The sequence below is a fragment of the Aquipuribacter aurantiacus genome (assembly GCF_051216895.1).
GTDB lineage: Bacteria > Actinomycetota > Actinomycetes > Actinomycetales > JBBAYJ01 > Aquipuribacter.
In genome coordinates this window covers 493,773-515,056 of record NZ_JBPKAO010000001.1, presented here as the reverse complement: position 1 = coordinate 515,056, position 21,284 = coordinate 493,773, and the positions used below count along the sequence as shown (strand labels likewise).

Annotated in this window: 20 protein-coding genes; 8 read left to right on the top strand and 12 right to left on the bottom strand. The window is 76.4% G+C overall.

The annotated features are described in order from the left end of the window. The first annotated feature begins 23 nt into the window (after positions 1 to 23). Entirely contained in the window at positions 24 to 1,706 is a 1,683-nt protein-coding gene (locus ACR80Q_RS02460) for a bifunctional 3'-5' exonuclease/DNA polymerase (RefSeq protein WP_435375955.1), read from the top strand. A 253-nt stretch (positions 1,707 to 1,959) separates the two neighbouring features. Beyond that, positions 1,960 to 3,888 (top strand): acyl-CoA dehydrogenase family protein, encoded by a 1,929-nt coding sequence (locus ACR80Q_RS02455; protein WP_435375954.1) that lies wholly within the window; start codon positions 1,960 to 1,962, stop codon positions 3,886 to 3,888. Positions 3,889 to 3,908: 20 nt separating this feature from the next. Here ACR80Q_RS02455 and ACR80Q_RS02450 read toward each other — a convergent pair whose 3' ends face one another. From ACR80Q_RS02450 to ACR80Q_RS02430, 5 genes are read right to left on the bottom strand one after another with little or no spacing between them, the layout of a single operon-like run. Continuing rightward, positions 3,909 to 4,322, bottom strand: coding sequence for an arsenate-mycothiol transferase ArsC (locus ACR80Q_RS02450; RefSeq protein WP_435375953.1), 414 nt, complete (start codon positions 4,320 to 4,322; stop codon positions 3,909 to 3,911). A 15-nt stretch (positions 4,323 to 4,337) separates the two neighbouring features. Further along, positions 4,338 to 6,119 (bottom strand): arsenical pump-driving ATPase, encoded by a 1,782-nt coding sequence (arsA, locus tag ACR80Q_RS02445; RefSeq protein ID WP_435375952.1) that lies wholly within the window; start codon positions 6,117 to 6,119, stop codon positions 4,338 to 4,340. Then, a complete protein-coding gene (gene arsD, locus ACR80Q_RS02440) occupies positions 6,119 to 7,303 on the bottom strand; it encodes an arsenite efflux transporter metallochaperone ArsD (RefSeq protein ID WP_435375951.1) in 1,185 nt (394 codons plus the stop codon). The genes arsA and arsD overlap by 1 nt, the downstream gene beginning before the upstream one ends. Beyond that, positions 7,300 to 8,475 (bottom strand): ACR3 family arsenite efflux transporter, encoded by a 1,176-nt coding sequence (gene arsB, locus ACR80Q_RS02435; RefSeq protein WP_435375950.1) that lies wholly within the window; start codon positions 8,473 to 8,475, stop codon positions 7,300 to 7,302. Before arsB ends, arsD begins: the two co-directional genes overlap by 4 nt. Next, positions 8,472 to 8,903 (bottom strand): ArsR/SmtB family transcription factor, encoded by a 432-nt coding sequence (locus ACR80Q_RS02430; protein WP_435375949.1) that lies wholly within the window; start codon positions 8,901 to 8,903, stop codon positions 8,472 to 8,474. The genes arsB and ACR80Q_RS02430 overlap by 4 nt, the downstream gene beginning before the upstream one ends. Positions 8,904 to 9,099: 196 nt before the next feature. Between ACR80Q_RS02430 and ACR80Q_RS02425 the strand changes: the two genes are divergently transcribed. The 5 genes from ACR80Q_RS02425 (at position 9,100) to ACR80Q_RS02405 (ending at position 13,168) form a co-directional block, all read left to right on the top strand. Then, a complete protein-coding gene (locus ACR80Q_RS02425; RefSeq protein WP_435375948.1) occupies positions 9,100 to 9,801 on the top strand; it encodes a SipW-dependent-type signal peptide-containing protein in 702 nt (233 codons plus the stop codon). A 76-nt stretch (positions 9,802 to 9,877) separates the two neighbouring features. After that, on the top strand, positions 9,878 to 10,591 hold the full coding sequence (locus ACR80Q_RS02420) for a SipW-dependent-type signal peptide-containing protein (RefSeq protein ID WP_435375947.1): 714 nt from the start codon (positions 9,878 to 9,880) through the stop codon (positions 10,589 to 10,591). Between the two features lie 89 nt (positions 10,592 to 10,680). Beyond that, positions 10,681 to 11,481 (top strand): signal peptidase I, encoded by an 801-nt coding sequence (locus ACR80Q_RS02415; RefSeq protein WP_435375946.1) that lies wholly within the window; start codon positions 10,681 to 10,683, stop codon positions 11,479 to 11,481. Continuing rightward, positions 11,478 to 12,173, top strand: coding sequence for a hypothetical protein (locus ACR80Q_RS02410; protein WP_435375945.1), 696 nt, complete (start codon positions 11,478 to 11,480; stop codon positions 12,171 to 12,173). Before ACR80Q_RS02415 ends, ACR80Q_RS02410 begins: the two co-directional genes overlap by 4 nt. Next, positions 12,170 to 13,168: a hypothetical protein gene (locus ACR80Q_RS02405; protein ID WP_435375944.1), complete on the top strand. Its 999-nt coding sequence runs from the start codon at positions 12,170 to 12,172 to the stop codon at positions 13,166 to 13,168. The genes ACR80Q_RS02410 and ACR80Q_RS02405 overlap by 4 nt, the downstream gene beginning before the upstream one ends. Here ACR80Q_RS02405 and ACR80Q_RS02400 read toward each other — a convergent pair. The 3 genes from ACR80Q_RS02400 to ACR80Q_RS02390 form a co-directional block, all read right to left on the bottom strand. Further along, positions 13,154 to 13,813, bottom strand: coding sequence for a response regulator (locus tag ACR80Q_RS02400; protein WP_435375943.1), 660 nt, complete (start codon positions 13,811 to 13,813; stop codon positions 13,154 to 13,156). The genes ACR80Q_RS02405 and ACR80Q_RS02400 overlap by 15 nt on opposite strands. Before the next feature lie 8 nt (positions 13,814 to 13,821). Further along, the gene (locus ACR80Q_RS02395) at positions 13,822 to 15,549 is read right to left on the bottom strand and encodes a sensor histidine kinase (RefSeq protein WP_435375942.1); all 1,728 of its coding nucleotides are present in this window, start codon (positions 15,547 to 15,549) and stop codon (positions 13,822 to 13,824) included. Between the two features lie 172 nt (positions 15,550 to 15,721). Continuing rightward, a complete protein-coding gene (locus ACR80Q_RS02390; RefSeq protein ID WP_435375940.1) occupies positions 15,722 to 16,621 on the bottom strand; it encodes an NERD domain-containing protein in 900 nt (299 codons plus the stop codon). Positions 16,622 to 16,703: 82 nt separating this feature from the next. Between ACR80Q_RS02390 and ACR80Q_RS02385 the strand changes: the two genes are divergently transcribed. Next, the gene (locus ACR80Q_RS02385; protein WP_435375939.1) at positions 16,704 to 17,888 is read left to right on the top strand and encodes an AI-2E family transporter; all 1,185 of its coding nucleotides are present in this window, start codon (positions 16,704 to 16,706) and stop codon (positions 17,886 to 17,888) included. A gap of 87 nt (positions 17,889 to 17,975) precedes the next feature. On the opposite strand, the gene ACR80Q_RS02380 is transcribed toward ACR80Q_RS02385, so the two are convergent. Genes ACR80Q_RS02380 through ACR80Q_RS02365 form a run of 4 tightly spaced genes read right to left on the bottom strand, consistent with a single transcriptional unit; the run spans position 17,976 to position 21,236 of the window. After that, positions 17,976 to 18,749: a glycosyltransferase family 2 protein gene (locus ACR80Q_RS02380; protein ID WP_435375938.1), complete on the bottom strand. Its 774-nt coding sequence runs from the start codon at positions 18,747 to 18,749 to the stop codon at positions 17,976 to 17,978. Continuing rightward, positions 18,746 to 19,354 (bottom strand): class I SAM-dependent DNA methyltransferase, encoded by a 609-nt coding sequence (locus tag ACR80Q_RS02375; RefSeq protein WP_435375937.1) that lies wholly within the window; start codon positions 19,352 to 19,354, stop codon positions 18,746 to 18,748. The genes ACR80Q_RS02380 and ACR80Q_RS02375 overlap by 4 nt, the downstream gene beginning before the upstream one ends. After that, the gene (locus ACR80Q_RS02370; RefSeq protein WP_435375936.1) at positions 19,351 to 20,133 is read right to left on the bottom strand and encodes a PIG-L deacetylase family protein; all 783 of its coding nucleotides are present in this window, start codon (positions 20,131 to 20,133) and stop codon (positions 19,351 to 19,353) included. The genes ACR80Q_RS02375 and ACR80Q_RS02370 overlap by 4 nt, the downstream gene beginning before the upstream one ends. After that, a complete protein-coding gene (locus ACR80Q_RS02365; RefSeq protein WP_435375935.1) occupies positions 20,130 to 21,236 on the bottom strand; it encodes an acyl-CoA dehydrogenase family protein in 1,107 nt (368 codons plus the stop codon). The genes ACR80Q_RS02370 and ACR80Q_RS02365 overlap by 4 nt, the downstream gene beginning before the upstream one ends. Between the last annotated feature and the right edge of the window lie 48 nt (positions 21,237 to 21,284).

Here is a 21,284-nt window from a genome sequence, read left to right as displayed (position 1 = left end):
GGGGCGGGCCGCACACTGAGCCTGTGACGGACTCCCGGGGCGCCGCGCCCGAGGTCCGGCGGCTGCTGCTGCGACGCCTCGACGACGGGGTCGAGGCCCTGGAGCTGGACGGGGCCAGGGTCGCCCGCCGTACGCAGGTGGCGACGAAGGACCTGCCGGCGTTCGTCGGCGGGCAGGAGGCCGACCGTCCTCGCTGGACCTGGGACGACACGGCCCGCTGGTACCCCGACCTGCTCCGGGCCGGCATCCGGGTGGAGCGGTGCGCCGACCTGCGGCTGCAGCACGAGCTGCTCCGTCGCTCCCCGCTCGTCGCGCCGGCTCCGGACCGCGACGGCCCCCGAGCCGACGAGGCCGCCGAGGCCGCCAGGTGGGACTCGCTGCCGCCGGTGACCGCGACCGAGGGCGCCCTGTTCGACGGCCACGAGGTCGACGACCTGGACCCCCTGGCCGAGCACGTCCGGCAGCAGCGGACGCTGGCCGCCGGCGAGCACCGTGCGCGTCTCGGGCTGCTGCTGGCGGCCGAGTCCTCGGGTGCCCTCGTCGCGGCCGAGCTGACCCACGCCGGGCTGCCGTGGCGGGCCGACGTCCACCTGGCCGTGCTGGAGCAGATGCTCGGGCCGCGACCGGGCCCGGGCCGGCACCCCGCGGGCCTGGAGCGTCTGCTGCAGCAGACGCGGGACGCCTTCGACGCGCCCACGCTCAACCCGGACTCGCCGGCGTCGCTGCTGCCGGCCCTGCGCGCGGCGGGCCTGGAGGTGACCGACACCCGTTCCTGGACCTTGGAGCGGCTGGACCACCCCGGCATCCCGGCGTTGCTGGAGTACAAGAAGCTGGCGCGCCTGCTGAGCACCAACGGCTGGCACTGGCTCGACACCTGGGTCGAGGCGGGCCGGTTCCGTCCGGAGTACGTGCCCGGAGGCGTGGTCACCGGGCGATGGGCCTCCCGCGGCGGCGGTGCCCTGACCATCCCGGCGCCGCTGCGCCCTGCGGTGGTGGCCGACGACGGCTGGTGCCTCGTGGTCGCCGACGCCGCGCAGCTCGAGCCGCGCGTGCTCGCGGGTCTGAGCCACGACCTGGCCATGGCCGACGCCGGACGCGGCTCCGACCTGTACGAGGGCATGGTCCGGACGGGCGCCGTGGCCACCCGGTCGGAGGCCAAGCTGGGGATGCTGGGCGCGATGTACGGCGGCACCCGCGGCGAGAGCGGACGCATGATCACCCGGATGAGCAGGGCGTACCCCGCCGCCATCGGCTGCGTCGAGGACGCCGCCCGGGCGGGCGAGCGCGGCGAGGTGGTGCGCACCCTGCTGGGTCGGGGCTCGCCCGTCCCGACCGGCAGCTGGACCCTGGACGCGGAGGACCGGCCCCGCGACGTCGAGGCCGAGGCCCGCGACCAGCGCGCCTGGGGCCGCTTCACCCGCAACTTCGTGGTGCAGGGCACGGCCGCGGAGTGGGCGCTGGCCTGGCTGGCGCGCCTGCGCAACCGGTTGTGGGCGCTGGGCGACGGGCTCGTGACCGACCGCCCGCACCTGGTCCTGTTCCTGCACGACGAGGTGGTGGTGCACTGCCCGCTCCACCTGGCCCCCGACGTCGAGGTCGCGGTCCGGGCGGCCGCGGAAGAGGCCGGTCGGCTGCTGTTCGGCGACTTCCCGGTCGACTTCCCGCTCGACGTGTCGACCGTCCGGTCCTGGGCCGAGGCCCGCTGAGGACGCTCAGCGGCGACGGACCAACGCCGACGGCTGCACCTGCACCGCGAACGGCCGCTCGAACCGCCCTCACGGGGGCATCACCGTCACAGCCGCCATGGTGCTCCTCCTCCCGGCGCACGTCACCGCCCTGCCCCGGGACGACGTCGCCTCGCGGGCCTCGTCCACAACCACTCGGGTGGCCGGCATGGCGCCGGCGGAACTGCTGGGTTACTCTTCAGTAACCTACGCAGGCGTAACCAAGGAGACCCACGTGAGCGGGACCACGAGCACCGACGTGAGCAGCACCGTGACCAGCACCGTGACCAGCACCGGCATCGACGCCGACGCCCTCCGTCGCGTCCTCGACGGACCGCACCACGCGCTGCGTGACGAGATCCGCGCCGTCCACGACGCCGACTGGTTCACCCCCCGCCTGCACGCCGACGACGAGGCCCACCGCACCTGGGTGCGCGAGGCCATGGCCCAGGTCGCCCGTACCCCGCACCAGCTGCTGGGCTTCCCGGCGGCCTACGGCGGCCACGACGACGTCGGCGCCTCGGTGGCGGCCTTCGAGATGCTCGGCATGGGCGACCTGTCGCTGACCGTCAAGGCGGGCGTGCAGTGGGGCCTGTTCGGCGGCGCCGTCCAGGCGCTCGGCACGAAGGCCCACCACGACCGCTACCTGCGCTCGATCATGGACTTCACCCTGCCGGGCTGCTTCGCGATGACCGAGACCGGGCACGGTTCCGACGTGCAGTCCCTGCGGACCACCGCGGTCTACGACCCGGCCGCGGAGGAGTTCGTCGTGCACACCCCCGACGAGTCCGCCCGCAAGGACTACATCGGGAACGCGGGCCGCGACGGCCGCCTCGCGGTCGTGTTCGCCCAGCTGGTGGCCGACGGCGAGGACCACGGGGTGCACGCCCTGCTCGTCCCGATCCGCGACGAGGCCGGCGGCGCCGTCCCCGGCGTCACCATCACCGACTGCGGCCCGAAGGCCGGTCTAGCCGGCGTCGACAACGGTCGGATCGCCTTCGACCAGGTCCGGGTGCCCCGCGACGCGCTGCTGGACCGCTACGCCCAGGTCGCCCCGGACGGGACGTACTCCAGCTCGATCGAGTCGGCGAACCGGCGCTTCTTCACCATGCTCGGCGCCCTGGTCCGGGGCCGGATCAGCATCAGCGGGGCCGGGATCAGCGCGACCAAGGTCGGCCTCGACGTCGCCGTCCGGTACGGCCAGGAGCGTCGTCAGTTCACCGACCCGACGACGGGCGAGGAGGTCCGCCTGCTCGACCACCCCTCGCACCAGCGCAAGCTGCTGCCCGCCGTGGCGCGTGCCTACGCCTTCACGTTCGCCCAGGACGACCTCAAGGACGACCTGCAGCGCTCCCACGTCGGCACCCTCGGCGAGCACGACGTCCGCCGGCTGGAGACCGACGCCGCCGCGGTCAAGGCCGGGTCCACCTGGAACGCCGCCCGCACGCTGCAGACCGCCCGGGAGTCCTGCGGCGGCAGCGGCTACCTCGCGAGCTCCCGCATCCCCGAGCTGCGCGCCGACACCGACGTGTTCACCACCTTCGAGGGCGACAACACCGTCCTCATGCAGCTGGTGGCCAAGAACCTGCTGACCGCCTACGCCGCGGGGGCCCGCAGCCCGCTCGGGCGGGCGCGCACCGTGCTGCGCTCGCTGCGGACCCGCGCGTCGGACCGGGTGCGGTCACCGCTGCGCGCCCGGCTGCTAGACCCCCGGGCCCAGGTGGCCCTGCTGGGCGACCGCGAGGACCACGTCCTGGACTCCCTGGCCCGTCGGCTGCGGGGGGCCGTCGCCGCCGGTGCGACGCCGGCCGCCGCGGCGTCGACGGTCCAGGACCACATGCAGACCCTCGGGCGCGCCCACGTGGACCGGCTCCTGGTCACGGCGTTCGAGGACCGGGTCCGACGCTGCGAGGACCCCGGGACCGCTGCCGTGCTGGCGCAGGTGCGCGACCTGTTCGTGCTGTCCCGCGTCGAGGAGGACCTGGCCTGGTTCCTCACCCACGGTCGCCTGAGCCGCGCCGACGCCCGCGCGGTCACCGACCACGTCGACCGGCTGTGCGCCGAGCTCCGCCCGCACGCCGTCGAGCTGGTGGACGCGTTCGGCGTCGACCCGGCCTGGGCGACCCGCAGCGAGCGCGCGAGCCGTCAGACGCTCGCGGCCTGAGGCACCGACCCGTCAGCGGGTCACCCGGCGAGCAGCCTCGCGTGCAGGTCGGCCACGCGGGCGGCGATGTCGTCGCGGACCAGCCGCATCCGCTCGATGCCCTCGATGCCCCGCTCCGACGGCTCGTCGGTCACCCAGGTCTCGAACCGCGTGCCCTCGACCGGTTCGACCTGGGCCTCCGGGCCGACGAGGACCACGACGTCGGCGGCGCGCAGCATCGCCTCGGTGACGGCCTTGGGGACCTGACCGCCCATGTCCGCGCCGACCTCGGCGAGCACCTCCTGGGACAGGCCGTTGACCGCGGCGCCGGGCCGCGTGCCCGCGGAGTCGACGACGACCGCGGCGCCCGCGGCCTTGCGCATCAGGCCGGCGGCCATCTGGGACTTGCCGCCGTTCTTGACGCAGACGAACAGGACGGACGGGGGCGTGGGCACGAGGGCTCCTCCTGATCAGGCGGGTACGGGCGAGGCGGTGAGGGCGCGCAGCTGCTCGGGACCCACCGGCGACCGGGTCACCCGTGGCAGCACGACCAGCCTGGCGCCGAGCCCGTCGGCCTCCAGCAGGTAGCGGTGCTCCTGGGCGGCCCGGGCGGCGAGGACCGGGTCGGTGGGTCGCGCGGCGGCCAGGCTCTGGTTGAGCACCCAGGCCGCGGGCGTGATGCCGCTGCGGGCCAGGTCCGCCTGCAGGTGCGCCGCCTCGTGCACCGGTGTCGCCTCGGGAAGGGCGACGAGCAGGACGTGGGTCCGGGCCGGGTCACGCAGCCGGTCCAGCAGGCTCAGGACGTGCTCGGGCATCGCCCCCGTCTGGCGGGCGAGCTCGCGGTGGTAGGTGCGGGCGGCGTCCAGCAGCAGCAGGGTGTGCCCCGTCGGGGCGGTGTCGACGACGACGAAGCCGTCCTGCGCCTCCGCGACGGTCCGCGCGAACGCGTGGAAGACGGCGATCTCCTCGGTGCACGGCGACGCGAGGTCCTCGGCCAGGACCGCTCGGGCGTCCTCGTCCAGCTCGGCGCCGGCGGTGGCCAGGACCTCGGCGGTGTAGGCGGCGGTCTCGGCCACCGGGTCGATGCGGGACACCCGCAGCCCCGGCACGGCCTCGCCGACCGCCTCGCTGACGTGGGCGGCAGGGTCCGTGGTGGTCAGGTGCACCCGGTGGCCCCGCTCGACCAGGGCCAGGGCGACGGCCGCGGCGACGGTGGTCTTGCCCACGCCGCCCTTGCCCATGGTCATGACCAGTCCCGCACCCGGCGCGGCCAGCGTCCCCACCAGGTCCTCGAACGGCGACCCGAGCACGAGGTCGACCGGGCCCGCGCCGTCGACCGGGGCGGGGGCCCGGCCCTGGGCCAGGTCCCGCAGCGCGTCCAGCCCGACCGGGCTCACGGTGCGCAGCTCGACGGTGGTGCGGGGCAGGTCGGCCAGCGCGGCGGGCACGCCGGCCAGGGCCTGGCGGGCCTGGGCGTGCAGGGCGGCGGCGAGGGGGTCCTCGACGCCGGGGGTCGCGCTGAGCAGGCCGTTGACGACGAGTCGCTGGCAACCCAGGCCCAGCGTGCGCAGCTCCGTGGACGCGCGGGCCGCCTCGGCCAGCGAGGCCGTGTCCGGTCGGGCGACGAGGACCAGCGTGGTGGCCGCGGCGTCCGACAGCGCCGCGACGGCCCTGGCGTAGCGGTCCCGCTGGGTGACCATGCCCGACAGCGGGCCGAGGCAGGAGGTCCCGGTGCCGTCGCCGATGAACGTGGACCACGCCGCGGGCAGGGCCAGCAGCCGCAGGGTGTGCCCGGTCGGCGCGGTGTCGAACACGACGTGGTCGTAGCCGGACGCCACCGCGTCGTCGGTCAGCAACGTGGTGAACTCGTCGAAGGCGGCGATCTCGACCGTGCACGCCCCCGAGAGCTGCTCCTCGACCCGCGCCACGGCGCTGTCGGGCAGCACCCCTCGGTAGGGGCCGATCACGCGCTCCCGGTACGCCGCGGCCGCGGCCTCCGGGTCCACGTTGAGCGCGGACAGCCCCGCCACCCCGGTGACGGGGGTCGCGGTCCGGCCCACCGGCTGGCCGAGCACCTCGGCCAGGTTGGAGGCCGGGTCGGTGCTGACCAGGAGCACCGACCGTCCCAGACCGGCCAGCCCGACGGCCGTGGCGCAGGCGGTCGAGGTCTTGCCGACCCCGCCCTTGCCGGTGAGGAACAGGAACCGGGTGGTCGTCGAGGCGACCAGCCCGGGGATGCCGACGACGGCCATCAGCAGCAACCGGCCGGGGGTGCCGCGGGGCCGTCGGCAGGCGCACAGCAGGCCTCGGTCGGGGGCAGCAGGTCGGCCCCGACCACGACCGGGCCGCCCGGGGCCGGCAGGCCGACGGCGGCGGCGAGGTCCTCGCGGGACAGCCAGCTGCCGGAGGAGCGCAGCCGGCCGTCGACCATGACGACGGGCAGCGCGTCCTCACCGCCGGAGGCGAGGACGGCCGCCACGAGCGGGGCGGCCACGAAGGCGCCGGGGTCCTGGGCCAGGTTGTGGCGGGTCACGTCGACCCCCTGGTCGGCGAGCCAGCGGAGGTCGGACTCGAACCGGGCCAGCGTCGGGTCCACCGCCGGCCCGCAGACCCCGGTCGAGCAGCACATCGCCGGGTCGTAGACCTCGACGACGCTCCGTGCCGGGGCGACCGGCTCCGGGCCGGTGGTCCCGGCGGCGGGCAGGACCGCCCGGATGACGGCGGCCTGGGCGTGGCTGTGCACCCGGTGGGTGGGCCGCACCTCGAGGTCCACGAAGCCGGCCGCGGCGAGCGCGGACCTGAGCTCGGACTCGGTCAGCGCACCCGCGATGCAGCCGGTCCAGGCGGCCATGTCGGCCTTGGTCGCCTCGTCCATGTCCTCGTCGGCGACCACGTCGGAGAACGCGAGCCGTCCCCCGGGACGCAGCACGCGGGCGGCCTCGCGGAGCACGACGGTCTTGTCGGCCGCCAGGTTGAGGACGCAGTTGGAGATGACCACGTCGACGGCGTCGTCGGGCAGCGGCACGTCCTCCAGGTAGCCCTGGACGAACTCCACGTTGGTGACACCGGCCGCGGCGGCGTTCGCCCGGGCCAGGTCGAGCATCTCGGTGGTCATGTCGAGCCCGATGGCGCGTCCGGTGGGCCCGACCCGACGGGCCGAGAGGAGGACGTCGCCACCACTGCCGGAGCCCAGGTCCAGGACGGTCTCACCGGGGTGCAGGTCGGCCACGGCCGTCGGCACCCCGCAGCCGAGCGACCCGGCCAGCGCGGCCTCGTCGGCGTCGTCGCCGGAGTACAGCGCCGCCCCGAACACCGCGGCCCCGGAGGCGTCGGTGGCGAGGTCCGCCGGGGCCGAGCCGCAGCAGCTGGTGCTCGTGGCGGCCTCCGCGTAGCGGGCCCGCACGGTCTCGCGGATGTCCTCGGGTGCGTTGCTCATGACGGTGTCCTCTCCGTGTTGACGGGGTGGCCGGCCGGTCGGCCGGCGGGGTCGCCGGCGGGACCACCGGCAGGACCGTGGTCCGGGGCGGCGCGGTCCGGGCGCTGGGTGAACCGTCGTCGCAGGGCGAGGCTGACGTACACCAGGCCGACGAGCACCGGCACCTCGATGAGGGGGCCGACGACGCCCGCGAGGGCCTGGCCCGACGTGACGCCGAAGGTGGCGATGGCCACGGCGATGGCCAGCTCGAAGTTGTTGCCGGCCGCGGTGAACGCCAGCGTGGTGGTGCGCTCGTAGCCCAGGCCGAGGGCGGCCCCCAGGGCGAAGCTGCCGCCCCACATCAGGGTGAAGTACACGAGCAGCGGCAGCGCGATGCGGGCGACGTCGAGCGGGTTGGACGTGATCTGGTCCCCCTGCAGGGCGAACAGCAGGACGATGGTGAACAGCAGCCCGTACAGGGCGAACGGGCCGATCCGGGGGATGAACCGCTCCTCGTACCAGGTGCGGCCCTTGGCCCGCTCGCCGACCAGGCGGGACAGGAACCCGGCCAGCAGCGGGATGCCGAGGAAGATGAGGACGCTGCGCGCGATGTCCCACGGCGAGGCGTCGATGCCGGTCTGGTCCAGCCCGAGCAGACCGGGCAGCACGTCCAGGTAGAACCACCCGAGCACGGCGAACGCGAACACCTGGAACACCGAGTTGATCGCCACCAGCACGGCCGCGGCCTCGCGGTCGCCGCAGGCCAGGTCGTTCCAGATGATGACCATGGCGATGCACCGGGCCAGGCCGACGATGATCAGCCCGGTGCGGTACTCCGGCAGGTCCGGCAGGAAGATCCAGGCCAGCGCGAACATGAGCGCCGGGCCCAGCACCCAGTTCAGCAGCAACGAGCTGGCCAGCAGCCGCTTGTCGCCGGTGACCACGCCGATCCGGTCGTAGCGGACCTTGGCCAGCACCGGGTACATCATGACCAGCAGCCCGATCGCGATCGGCAGGCTGATGCCGTCGACGGTGACGGCCTCGAGGACCTCGCCGAGGCCGGGCACCCCGCGTCCGAGCAGCAGCCCGACGAGCATGGCCACGCCGATCCATAGCGGCAGGAACCGGTCCAGCGTCGACAGCTTGGCGACGACGCCCTGGTCCTGGCGGTCGACGGTGACGGGGACGGTCACGCCGTGACCTCCGTGGGGACCGGGGCGGACGCGGCGGCCCGGACTTCGGGCGCGACTTCGGGCGCGACTTCGGGCGCGACTTCGGGCGCGCTGAGCTCGGCCGGCCCGAGCACCGCGGACAGCTGCACGAGGGCGGCGGGCACGACCCGGTAGTAGACCCAGGTCCCCCGTCGCTCGCACTCCATCAGCCCGGCCTCGCGCAGCACCTTGAGGTGGTGGCTGATGGTCGGCTGGGACAGGTCGAAGGCCGGGACCAGGTCGCAGACGCAGGCCTCGCCCCCGTCGTGGGAGGCGACCATGCTCAGCAGCCGGAGCCGGACCGGGTCCCCCAGCGCCTTGAACATCCGGGCGAGGTCGCCCGCCCAGTCCTGGGTCAGGGGCTCCTGGGCCAGCGGGCTGCAGCAGGCCGCGCTCTCTTGGTTCGACATGCGTCGATATTGACAGGCATCGATGCAGGGGGCAAGCCCGCCGGTCACGCCCTGCGGATAGTCAATTGTGACGACGACCCGGCGGGCCCGCCGCCCCGACGATCGAGCGAGCCGGCCCAGGCAGGGCCGGGCACCGGTCAGACAGGTCACACAGGTCATGGCTCCCCGCTCGGGGGGAGCGGGAATCGGAGTCGTCATGCGAAGCAACGTCCTCAAGGCCTCCCTCGCGGGGGTCGCCGCCGTCGCCCTGCTCGCGGGGGGCACCACGTACGCGTCCTGGTCCGACTTCTCGATCGACGAGGGCAACACCGTCGGCGCGGGCACCCTCACCCTGGTCGCCGGCGAGCAGGCCGGCAACGGCCCCCGGAGCCAGTTCGACAACGTCCGCCTCGCCCCGGGCGAGGACAAGGACGAGTGGATCAAGATCCTGTCCAGCGACGGCGACTCGGTCCCCAACGGCACCCTGTCCGTCGACATCGTCGACTACGTCGGCACCGAGGACGGCTGCGCCGGCAACAGCGAGGTGCTGGTCGACGCCGACTGCGCCGACACCACCAGCGGCGGCGAGTTCGACCGCTGGGCGCGCATCCAGATCAGCGCGTTCCGCATCGCCGACCAGGGCATGAACTGCTCCGACCGCGTCATCGGCGACCCGTGGTTCAACAACCGGGCGCAGTACACCGCCATCGCCCGGACCCGCCTGGACCAGGCCGTCGACCTGGGCAGCGTGACGTTCAAGAACGCCGCCGGTGAGGACGCCGTCCTGGGCGCCGGGAACGCCCTCTGCGTCGGGGCCGCCGTCCTGATGCCGCAGAACGCGACCAACGCCAGCCAGGGCGACAGCGGCGAGTTCTCGCTGCGCTTCGACCTCGTGCAGACCGACCAGCCCATCCGCTGACCCAGCGTCCCGCCCCGCACCACCCGGACCTCGGCACCACCTCACCCATCCAGCACCTGACCCAGACGGAGACATCATGAACAGCAACGTCATCAAGGCCTCGCTCGCCGGGGTCGCCGCCGTGGCCCTGCTCGCCGGTGGCACCACCTACGCCTCCTGGTCCGACTTCTCGATCGACGAGGGCAACACCGTCGGCGCCGGCACCCTGACGCTCGACGTGGTGGCGAACCCCAACAGCTCGACCACCTTCGACAACCTGCGTCTGGCCCCCGGCCAGGGCAAGGACGAGTGGGTCCGCGTCGTCTCCAACGACGGCGACTCGGTCCCCAACGCCACCCTCGCGGTGGAGCTGCTGGACCTGCAGGGCACGGAGGACGGCTGCAACGGCAACGGCGAGGTCCTCGTGGACCCCGACTGCGCGGACACCGCCTCCGGCGGGGAGTTCGTCCGAGACGCGCAGATCAAGGTCGTCGCCTACCAGGCGCCCGCGACCAACCGGTGCGGCACCAACGTCCAGGGCGGCGGCGAGTACACCGGCAGCGGCGTGACCGGCAGCGGTCTCAAGGAGTACGCCGCCATCACGACGCGGAGCCTCGCCGCCGCAGGCGGGGCCGGCAGCCTGACCTTCAAGGACAGCACCGGTGCCGACGCCGTCCTCGCGCCCGGTGCCGCCCTGTGCGTCGGTTCCAGCATCGTCCTGCCGCAGAGCAGCGACAACGCCACCCAGGGCGACAGCGCGAGCTTCTCCGTCCGGTTCGACCTGGTGCAGAGCAACCAGCCCGCCAACTGAGCACACGCGGCCCCCGACCGTCGTCACGGTCGGGGGCCGCACCCCCCTCGTCACCCCTCCCGGGCCCCACACCAGTCAGAGGAGCCGACATGGCACCCGTGCTCCGCATCGCAGGCCGCGTGCTCGGCTGGCTCGTGCTCCTCGCCGTGGCCCTGGCCGTCGTCGCCGTCGTGGTCGTGCCCCGGGCCGGCGGCGCCCAGGCCCTGACCGTCCTCACCGGCAGCATGACCCCGTCGCTGCCCGTGGGCTCCGTCGCCGTCAGCCGCCCCGTCGACCCGTGGACCGTCGAGCCGGGCGACGTCATCAGCTTCCAGGTGGCCCCCGGCGACCCGACGCTGGTCACGCACCGCGTGGTCGAGGTCGTCACCGACGACGGCGAGCTGGAGTTCCGCACCAAGGGCGACGCCAACGACGGGGACGACCCGGACCTCGTCCCGGCCGGTGCCGTGGTCGGCGAGCTCTGGTACCACGTGCCGTGGGTCGGGCACCTGACGGTGCGTGCCGGTGACCCGGCCGTCCTGCTCGCGGTCGCGGTCCTCGGCCTGCTCGCCTACGCCGGCTACCACCTCATCGCCGCCTTCCGCCCGGCCCGCCGGGGCCTGAGCCGGCACCTCGTGCTGGCGTCCGCGACCGGTCCGACCGCCCGCGCGGTGCTCGACGTGGCCCGCGCCAACGGCGGGCGGCTCGTCACGCCGGCCACCGACCCGCGCCGCCTGCCCGACGAGATCACGGTCGAGTGCGTGGTCGACCCCGACGCCGTGACCGTGCTCGAGCGCGCCCTGCGCGACGCCGGGGCCACGTCCGTCGCGACCGCCTCGGTCCAGCTCCCCGCCCCCGGCCGCCGGCCCGCCCCGTCCTCGGCCGACCACCAGGTGGGGACCACGGCGTGAGGCGGCTCAGCCCTCCGAGCACCCGGCTGGGTCGCGGCGCCCGTGTCGTCGGCGCCCTGCTGGGCGTCCTGGCCCTGGGCCTGGTGCCGGTCCTGCCGAGCACCCCGGCGTCGGCCCGCCACGACGCGACCGGCCGCCCCGTCGTCACCGTGCACGGCAGCGAGGCCACGAACCGGGTGGTGGTCAGCGAGATCGTGCCCGGCACGTCCCGCACCGTCGTGCTCGCGCTGGACCCGCGGACCCCGGTCCGCGACGTCCACCTGGCCGTGGCCGACGTGGTCGACGACGACCACGGCTGCCTGCGCCCGGAGGTCGCGGCCGGCGACACCACCTGCGGCCCCGGCGGCGGTGAGCTGTCGGCGCACCTGACCCTGCAGCTGCACCCCGGGTCCCTCGTGGCCGGCCAGTGCCGCCCCCAGCCGGTGCCGCAGGTGCCGGCGACGCCGTTCCTGGACGCGGTGCACACCCAGCTCGTCGCCCGGGCCCGGGGGACCGGGTCGACGTGCGCGCTGCTCACGGTCGCGCACGTGGACTCCGCGACCGACAACCTGACGCAGGGCGACACCGTCGCCTTCGCCCTGGTGGTGGGGGCGGGCCGGCCCGCGGCCACCCGCAGCCCCGGTCCGCTCCACGGGCTGACGCAGCGGCTGCCCGGGCGCGGTCCCGTCGACCTCGGCGGTGGACGGCCGTGAGGCACGCGCGACGCCGCAGCGGCGCGGTCCCCCACCTGCGGGGGCGTCGCCGGGGCCTGGTCACCCGGGCCTGGGCGCTGCCGCTGGCCGTGGGGCTGGTCGTCGTCACCGCCGCCGGGCTGGGCGCGACGACGGGCCGCACCCTGGCGGCCTGGGCGGACACCGCCGTGCTGCCCGGCGGCGCCCTGGCCGCCGCCACCGTGATCGCGACGACGACCGAGCCCACGACCCCGCCGGGACAGGCGGTCGAGCACGTCGGCTGGCCGTCGACGGGGGCCCCGCTCCGGTTGAGCGTCCGCAACGACGGCACCGTCGAGCAGGACCTCGTGCTGGTGGTCGGGGCGTTGGCCGACGACGGCCTCCCGCCCGCGGGGCAGCGTCCCCGCTCCTGCCCGGGGTCGGTGTGGCGGACCGCGACGGTGGCCGTCGACGACGTGCCCGCTGCCCCGGTGTGCCGCGTCGCCGGGACCCCGGTGGCGGTCGACGTGCCCGTCGGCGGCACCACGACGCTGGTGCTCGCGGGACCGCGCGGCGGCACCGCCGAACCGCTGCACGTCGTGGCCCTGGACAGCGCGAGCGGCCGGTTCGTCGACACCGCCGTCGTGGTGGACGTGACGCCGCCCGGTGCGGGGGCCCGGACCGCCGTCGCCCCGGCGGACCCCGTCGGGCCCGTCGGACCGCCCGCGCCCCCCGGCGGCAGCGGCTCCGGCGGCGCACCTGCCCCCGACGCGCCGCAGCCCGCTCCCGCGCCGCCGGCCCCGACCGTCGAGCCCGCCGACCCTGCGCCGTCCACCCCGCCTGCGCCGTCCACCCCGCCGGCGCCGCCCGTCCAGACCACGCCGCCCGTCGGGACCACGCCGCCCGTCCAGACACCGCCACCCGTGCAGACCGAGGCGCCCGTCGGGACCGAGGCGCCCGTCGGGACCACGGCGCCCGTCGGCGTGCCGTCGAAGGTGCCCGGCGAGCCCGACGCCGGCCCGTCAACGGCCCCCTGAGCGGCGCTCCCACCACCCCGAACGATGGGCGAGGGCCGCCGCCTCCAGCTGCGAGGCGACGCCGAGCTTGCTGAGCACGGCACGGACCTGGGCTCGCACGGTGGCCAGGCTCACCACGCGCTGCCGGGCGATGTCCGCCGCGCGGCGACCCAGCACGATGCCCTCCAGCACCTCGGCCTCGCCCGGGGTCAGCCGGTCGAACGGCTCCATCGCCGCCGACCGCTGCTCCCGCTGCCTGCGCGCGGCGCGGACCAGGTGCTCGCGCCTGGCCCGGTCGAGCACCGGGCGCCCGGACTCCACCAGCTCGACCGTGCCCACCAGCACGTCCAGCGGGACCGACTTGTCGAGGACGGCGACCGCGCCCGCCAGCAGGCACGCCCCGAGCCGGGCCTCGTCGGTCGCACCGGTGACGACCACCACCGCGTGCCCGGCGGCGTGCAGTGGCGCCACCAGGTCGTCGCCGAGCCGGTCCCGCCCGAGGTCCAGGTCGAGCAGCACGGTCGCGGGGGGCAGGTCGCGGGCCGTCGCCTCGACGTCGTCGAGCGGGCCCAGGACGGTGACCTCCCGGCCCGAGTGCCGCAGCACCAGCGCCACGGACTGCGCGAGCAGGGCGTGGTCCTCGACCACGACCACCCGGCGCGGCACGACCGGGCTCAGCGCACGCCTCGGGCCGTCGGCACGGCGGCCGCGGTGGCGGAACCCCCCGGACCGGTCCGCCTGCCGCGACCGTCGGCGGCGGGCAGGTCGAGCACGAAGCGGGCCCCGTGGTCGCCGAGCAGACGGCAGTCGCCCCCGGCGGCCCGCGCCAGACGCCGGACGACGGGCAGGCCGAGCCCGTCGCCGGCACCGGGACCGCCGCAGATCCCCGACCCGAACACCGTCGCCCGCAGCGACGCGGGGACACCAGGACCGTCGTCCTCGACCGTGATCCGCACGTCGGAGCCGTACGGCGCGGCGCCGAGCCTCACGGTCGCACCGGGCGCGTGGACCAGCGCGTTGGTGAGGAGGTTGGCCACGACCCGGGCGAGCGCGTCCTCGTCCAGCCCGACGAGCGTCCCGCTCGGCTCCCAGACCAGCCGCTGCCCGCGCTCGCGGAACAGCACCACCAGGGGTCGGACGACGTCGTCCACGGCCGTCGTCGACGTCCGGGCCGTACCGGGGCGCGACAGCAGGCGCTCGAGACGGGACAGCTCGACGGCCACCCCCTCCTCCAGGTCGGCGCGGTCGAGCGGGTCGAGCCGGTCGGCCAGCTGCTCGATGGCCGCGGCCGCGCTGCGGATCCCGGCCACGCTGGAGCGGGCGTCGTGGAGCTTCTCGGCGTGGCCCTGCAGCACGGCCTCGTCGGCGGCCAGCCGGAGGCTCAGCTCGCGGTCCCGGCGGACGACGGCGTCCAGGGCCCGTCGGGTGTCCACCAGCGCGCAGCGCCCCACCAGGGCGGCGGCGACCAGGACGAGCACGTGCATCGACGTCGCGGCGGCCTGCTCGGCCCCCGGCAGCGGGACCAGGTGGGCGAGGCCGCGCCCGACGGCGCCCAGGACGAGGGCGAGGAGCAGCACACCGGTCACCGTCGCCCACCGTCGGGGCAGCGCACCCGGCCGGACCAGCACCCGGAGCGCGCCGGCGGCCCACACCACCGCCGACGCGGACCAGACGGAGCTGGACCACGCCGGCAGCTGGGCCGGCGGGACGAGGGCGACGAGGACCGCGGCGGTCAGGACCGCCAGGACGGCGGCGGCCGCCGTGGCCACCGAGGTCCGGACCAGCACGCGGCCCGGGCGCAACCCGCTGTCGACCTCCCCGGTGGTCGTGGCGGCCACCACCACCGGGACGGCGAGCAGGGCCACCAGCAGCGGGCTCGCGACGGTGACGGTCTCGACGGCCAGGACCAGGTCCTCGGCCCGGGTCACCACGGTGGCCCCGCCGCCGAGCACCAGGAGGGCGGCCGACAGCAGGCCCTCGGGCGCCCGACCGTCCAACCGCCAGCGCACCAGCCCCGCCACCCCGGCGGCCACCAGCACCCAGGTCACCAGGTGGCGCAGCAGCGACGCCGTGGACGGGTGGACGAGCATGTCGCCGGACAGCCGCAGCAGGGCCGCGGTGGCGGCGTCCGGCAGCGTCAGCAGCACGAGCACGGCGAGCGCCAGGAGGGCGAGGACGGTCGTCACCGGCCCGACCGCCCGCCGCCACCCCCGGTGGCTGCGGGCCCCGCCCGGCCCCCGCGTCGGGGCGGCGACGGGGTCGGCGCCGGCGGTGGGCACCCCCGGCTCGCCGAGGTCGTCGGTGGCGGCGGGAGGGGTGGACGGGTGCGCGACGACGGGGTCGTGGCGACGCCGGCGGTCGGGTCCCCGGTAGACCTGGGGGACCGCTCCGACCACTGCCACGAGCTGGACGTTAGGCCAGGTCGGGCGACGGGCGGCGCGACGGGCACAGGGACTGCCCGAAGGGACTACCCGGGTTCCACCGGACGACCCATGGGGGTGGACGCGCAGGTCAGGGGCGGTTTCGCCCGATTGTGACGAATGGCCGGACGAATGGTCGGGCGGGCCGGCGGGGTCAGCGACCGGGTGGGCCTGCCCGGCGGCCCGGGGCGGCGGTCGACGGCCTCGGCCAGCGGCTGAGGGCGACCCGGACGGCCTCGACGCAGGCCTGGCCGTGACGACGGCCCGCGTCGTCGTCCGTCCCGGGGTCGAGCCCCCAGGTACGGGGGTCGGCGGCCAGGGCCGCGATGCGGTCGACCACGACCTGCGAGACCACCCGCGGACGCCGGACCAGCCAGGTCACGAGGTCGTCGTCGGTGAGGACCGTCACCCGCCGGGGCACCTCGGTGGCCCGGACCGAACGGGCCCCCACGAGCACCACCACGCCGCGGACCGCGACGTCGTGACCGGCGGCGGCGCCCAGCGTGGCCGCCACGAGCCGGACCTGGCGCTCGACCTCGCGGACGTGGCCCACCGGGCGGCCGTCGGCGCGCACCTGGCAGGCGTGCACGCTCACCCGTTCCCCGGCGTGGTGGGCGGTGCGGACCACGACGACCCCGTTCGGTCCCACGACCAGGTGGTCGACCCCCAGGGGACCACCGACCGGGACGGCGTGCAGGACGTGGCTGCGGGCGTCGAGCCCGCCCAGCAGGGCGGCCACCCGCTGCTGCGCGGCGACGGCCCGGTACCAGCGGCGCAGGGCGGCGGCGCGCGGGGCTCGGACGACGAGCCCGCCCGGGCCCTGCGCCGACGCGTCGTGGTGACGGGCCAGCTCGCGGGCGACGAGCTCGCCGGGCACCCGGGCCGACAGGTCCGACCCGCACCTGCGGTCCTCGTGACGGCAGGGGCCCGAGCAGGGCGTGGCGGACGGCTGGGGCCGGCGAGGGGTCACGACGAGGCCGGTGACGACGCGGCGTCGCAGCAGCGGCCCCCGCCCTGTCGCGGGGCCCTGCACCGGTGCCGTCGTCGCTGCCACCACCGGTGCATCGGCACGCGTGCGCCGCGACCTGAGGGCCGGGGTGATGACACCCGCCGCCCGTCGTCCCTACTGTCCTGCCATGGCCGCATCCCCCGGTGGTGACACCCTGCGCCGTGCCGGTGCGGCGGCATGGTCCTGGCTCGGCATCATCGGCCTCGGCGCCGTCCTCGTGCTCGGGCTGTCCGCCGTGGCCGGGCTGGTGGTGCCGTTCGTGGTGGCGGTGGTGGTGGCGGTGCTGCTCGTCCCCCTGGTCGACCTGCTGCAGGCCCGACGGGTCCCCCGGACCGTGGCCGCCCTGCTCGTGCTGCTCGGGTTCCTCGGGGTGCTGGTGGGGGTCATCTGGCTGGCCGTCTCGGCCGTGGCGTCCCAGTGGTCGGTGGTGACCGGCGACCTGCGGGCCGGGCTGGCCTGGGCCGTGCAGCAGCTGGACGGGCTGGGCATCGACGTCCAGTCCCCCGCCACGCTGCTGCGGCGCGGCCTGGAGGTGGCGGGCACCCTGGCGCTGGGCCCGGCCAGCGCCGTGGTGGGGGCCCTGGGCTCCATCACGTCGTTCCTCATCGGCACCACCATCTCGATGTTCCTGCTGTTCCTGATGCTGGCCGACTGGCACCGGTTGACGGGCTGGACCCACCAGCGGCTGTGGGTCCCGGCCCCGGTCGGCCACGGGATGGTCACCGACGTCGTGGACTCGCTGCGCCGCTACTACCTGGCCCTCACCCTGTCCAGCGTCGTGGTGGCCCTGGTCATCACGGTCACGGCGTGGTTGCTGGGGGTGCCGCTGGCGCTGGCGATCGGTGTGGTCACCCTGGTCACGTCCTACGTGCCCTACCTGGGGGCCATCTTCTCCGCGGCGGTCGCCGTCCTCATCGCCCTGGGCGCCGCCGGCCCGTTCGAGGCGGTGGTCCTGCTGCTGGTGATCCTCCTGGTGCAGAACCTGGTCCAGACGGTGATCCAGGCCAAGCTGACCGGCGCCGCCCTGCAGCTGCACCCGATCGTCACGTTCTCGGCCACGATCGTCGGCGCCGCGGTCGCCGGGATCCTCGGCGCGTCCCTGGCCGTGCCGGTCCTGGCCGGCGCGCGCAGGGTCGTGGCCCGGTTGCGGGACCACCGCGAGGCCGCCGCCGCGGCCGGGGCGGCGCTGTCACCGCCCGCCGTACCGACCAGCGACACGGCACGCGGGCCCGACGGTCAGGACGACCCCGGGACGGCTCCGCCGTCGCTGGTCGGTACACCGACCCCGCCACGCCCGCCCAGCTCGACGTAGCGGTGCTCGAGGGGCGCCTCCGAGCCCGCGACGACGCCCTCCCCCGTCGGTACCACCGGCACCCTCGGCAGGGCGTCCGGCAGCCCGTCAGGACGCCCGCACCCCCGGCTCGGCGGCGGCGAGCTCGGCCAGGTCGGCCGCGACGCCCTCGGGGGCGCGGCCCTCCCGGCGGTCGGAGGTGACGACGGGGTGCTGCGCCGTCCGCAGCAGCCGGGCCCCGGCCCGCTCCAGGGCCTGCACCAGGTGGACGTCCTCGCCGGTGACGACCTCGGGGTAGCCGTCCACCGCCAGGTAGGCGTCGCCCCGCACCCCGAGGTTGGCGCCGTGGACGTGCGGGTGCCCCTCGACGTGCTGCTGCTGCTCGGTCCAGCGGGCGGCCAGCTGGTCCCGCGGTGAGGACAGCACGACCGTCCCGACCCGGGCGTGGAAGCCGGCCTCGGCCGCCCGGACCTGCTCGAGCAGCCACCCCGGCGGCACGGTCGAGTCGGCGTCGGTCCCGGCGATCCAGGTCGTCCCGGGCCGGCCGCCCCCCGTGCCCGCCTGCTCCAGCAGGTGGGTGGCCCCCCGGCGCCGGGCGGCACCGACCCCGACGGGCTCGGTGCTGATCAGGTGCGGCAGCGGCAGGTCCGGGGACCAGGTGGCCGCGCGGGCCGCCTCCGCGCTGCCGTCACGGCAGCCGTCCAGCACCACCACCACCGTCAGGTGCACCCCCGGGCGGGCGGCCCGCAGCGCGTCCGCGGCGGACCCCAGCGAGCGCAGGCACCGCCCGAGCAGCCGCTCCTCGTCACGGACCGGCACCAGCACCCCCAGGTGCGAGAGCCCGGTCAGGGCCGACGGCTCCGACCCGTCCGGGACGCTCACCCGAGCCAGCCCTCGGCCCGGGCGACGGACGCCTCCCCGGACGTCCACACGTCCAGCAGCAGGTCGGGCTCCTCGTGGTGGGCGAGGTGGGCGAGGCCGGTGCCGCCGAGGCACTCGTGGACGCCGGCGGCCGTCCCGGGGTAGCCAGGGGCGGGGTGGCGCCAGTGGCAGGCCAGCAGGACCCCGCCCGGGGCCAGGCCGGCCACCGCACGGTCGGCGAGCTCGGCCAGGTCGTCGGCCCCCAGGTAGTAGCCGACCTCGGACACCACGATTAGGTCGAAGGTCCCGTCGGGCCACTGCCCCGGCACCCACCGCTGCTGCAGCGTGACCGCACCGGCCTGCGGCGAGGCCGACAGCCGCTCCCCCGCCAGCGCGACCGCGCGGGGGTCGCCGTCGCAGGCCAGCAGCTGCTCGCAGCGCGCGGCCAGCCGCTCGGTGAGGTGCCCGGCGGCGCAGCCGAGCTCCAGGCCGCGCCCGAACCGCTCCCGCGGCAGGGCCGCCATCACCAGGTCCCGCTTGCGCCGCTCGTACCAGCGGTCCGCGATGCGCCACGGGTCGTCGTCCTGCGTCCACCGGTCGGCGAAGTACTCCGGCGGGAGGGTCACGAGGCACCTGCGGTCGGCGTCGGGCTGCAGAGGACCACCTCGAACGGGCGGGCGAACCGGGCCAGGACGGTCGCCGGCAGGACGGCGCGGTCGACGTCGGCCGGGCCGAGCGGGTGCACCTGCGTGACGAAGCGCTGCACGGCCGTGGACTTGGCCGTGCGGGCGGTCTCGTCCAGGGCGACGGTGCGGGCGTGCGGCCATCGCGCCCCCACCTCGGCCGGCTCCGCCCAGTGCCAGGCCCAGATCGGCACCTCCCACACCGGCACGCCGTGACGGCGGCCCGCGGCCAGCGCCACCCGGCCGCAGACCTCGTGGTCGGGGTGGCCGTCGGCGTGCCAGGGCGCCACGACCAGGTCCGCCGCCGTCCCCGTCAGGGCGTGGTCCACCGCGGCGGCGACGTCGTCCTCGTGCGGCTGCAGACCGGAGTCCGGCAGCGCGAGCCAGGTCGTGGTGCCCTGCAGGCCGAGCTCGCGGCGCGCGTCCTCCGACTCCTGCCGGCGGCGGCGGGCCAGGTCCTCCGGCGCCAGCACGGTGCTGCCGGGGTGGGAGGCCTCGCCGTCGCTGGCCCACACCACGTCGACCTGCCAGCCGTCCCGGCCCAGCAGGTGCAGCAGCCCTCCCGCCCCGAGCACCTCGTCGTCGGGGTGGGCCGCCAGCACGAGGGCGCGCGGGCGTCCGCCGCCCGGGCGCACCGGCGGCACCGCCGGGGCCCAGCCCGTCGCCGCCAGCCACGGCAGCCACGAGGTCTCCGGGGTGCCCTCCCCCGCGATGACCGTCACGCGGGCGCACCGGTCGACGCGGGGACCCTGGCGGTCACGGCCAGACCGCCGAGCACCGCGAGGTCGCGGTCGCCGTGGCTCTGGCGCACGTACACCTGCAGGTCGGCGACGGCACAGGCGTGCTCGGCGTCGGTGGCCAGCGGGCCCGGTCCCGTGGCCCGGCCCGTCTCGTGGAGGGTGACCTCGACCGCGGTCTCCACCGCGGCCCGGCTGCGGGCCGCGGCCAGCCGCGCCACCGCCATCCGCCCGGCGTGGTCGGCGTCACCCCCACCGGAGGCGTCGTGACCCCCGGCGGCGTGATCGCCGGCGTCGTGCTCCCCGGCGGCGTCCGCGAGCCGAGCCACCTCGACCAGCGTGCACCAGGCCGCGTGCTGCGCGGCGTCGACGCGACCCAGCGAGGCCAGCACGAGGTCGCTGCCGTGGCGGGCGGCCGCCCGCTCCAGCGCCTGCGACACCCGCCGCGCCCCCCCGAGCCAGACCGCCGCCACCCCGGCGGCCCCCCACCAGAAGCCGAGCCGGTCGAGGTAGGCGTCCGGGCCCCCGACGGGCCGTGCCGGTACGTCGTCCAGGTCGAGGTCGCAGGTGGCGGACCCGGACATGCCGGCGGTGGGGGCCCACCGGCTGGGGCGGGCCGTGACGCCGGGGTGGCGCGGGTCGACGGCGAACAGCCGGTAGCCGTCCTCGGCGTGAGCGGTCACCAGCGCCCGCTCGCAGGTCCCGGTCCCGCTGCACCAGGGCTTGGCGCCGGTCAGCGACCAGGACGCGTCCGTGCCGCCGGCACGGCCGGCCCGCAGCGGCGCCTGGGGCGGGTCGGCGGCCCAGACGCCCCACAGCTGCCGGTGCGCGCCGGGGACCGGGACGTCGGCGGGCACACCCAGCAGGTCGGCCAGGACGGCCTGGGCGTCGACGTGCGCCTCGGCCAGGCGGGCGACCACGAGGTCGGCCTCGCCCAGGTCACGCAGGCGGGCGAACCGGTCCAGGGTGCGGCCGGAGCCCGGCAGCGGCAGGTCGAGCCCGCCGTCGTCCAGCAGGCTCGTCACGTCCGTCACGTCCGTCACGTCCGACCTCCTGCGCTCGTGGGGCAGGTCCGCGGCGTCGCTCACGGGACGCGGGGTACCCGCTCCGGAGCGTGCCACGCAGCGAGGCCCGGC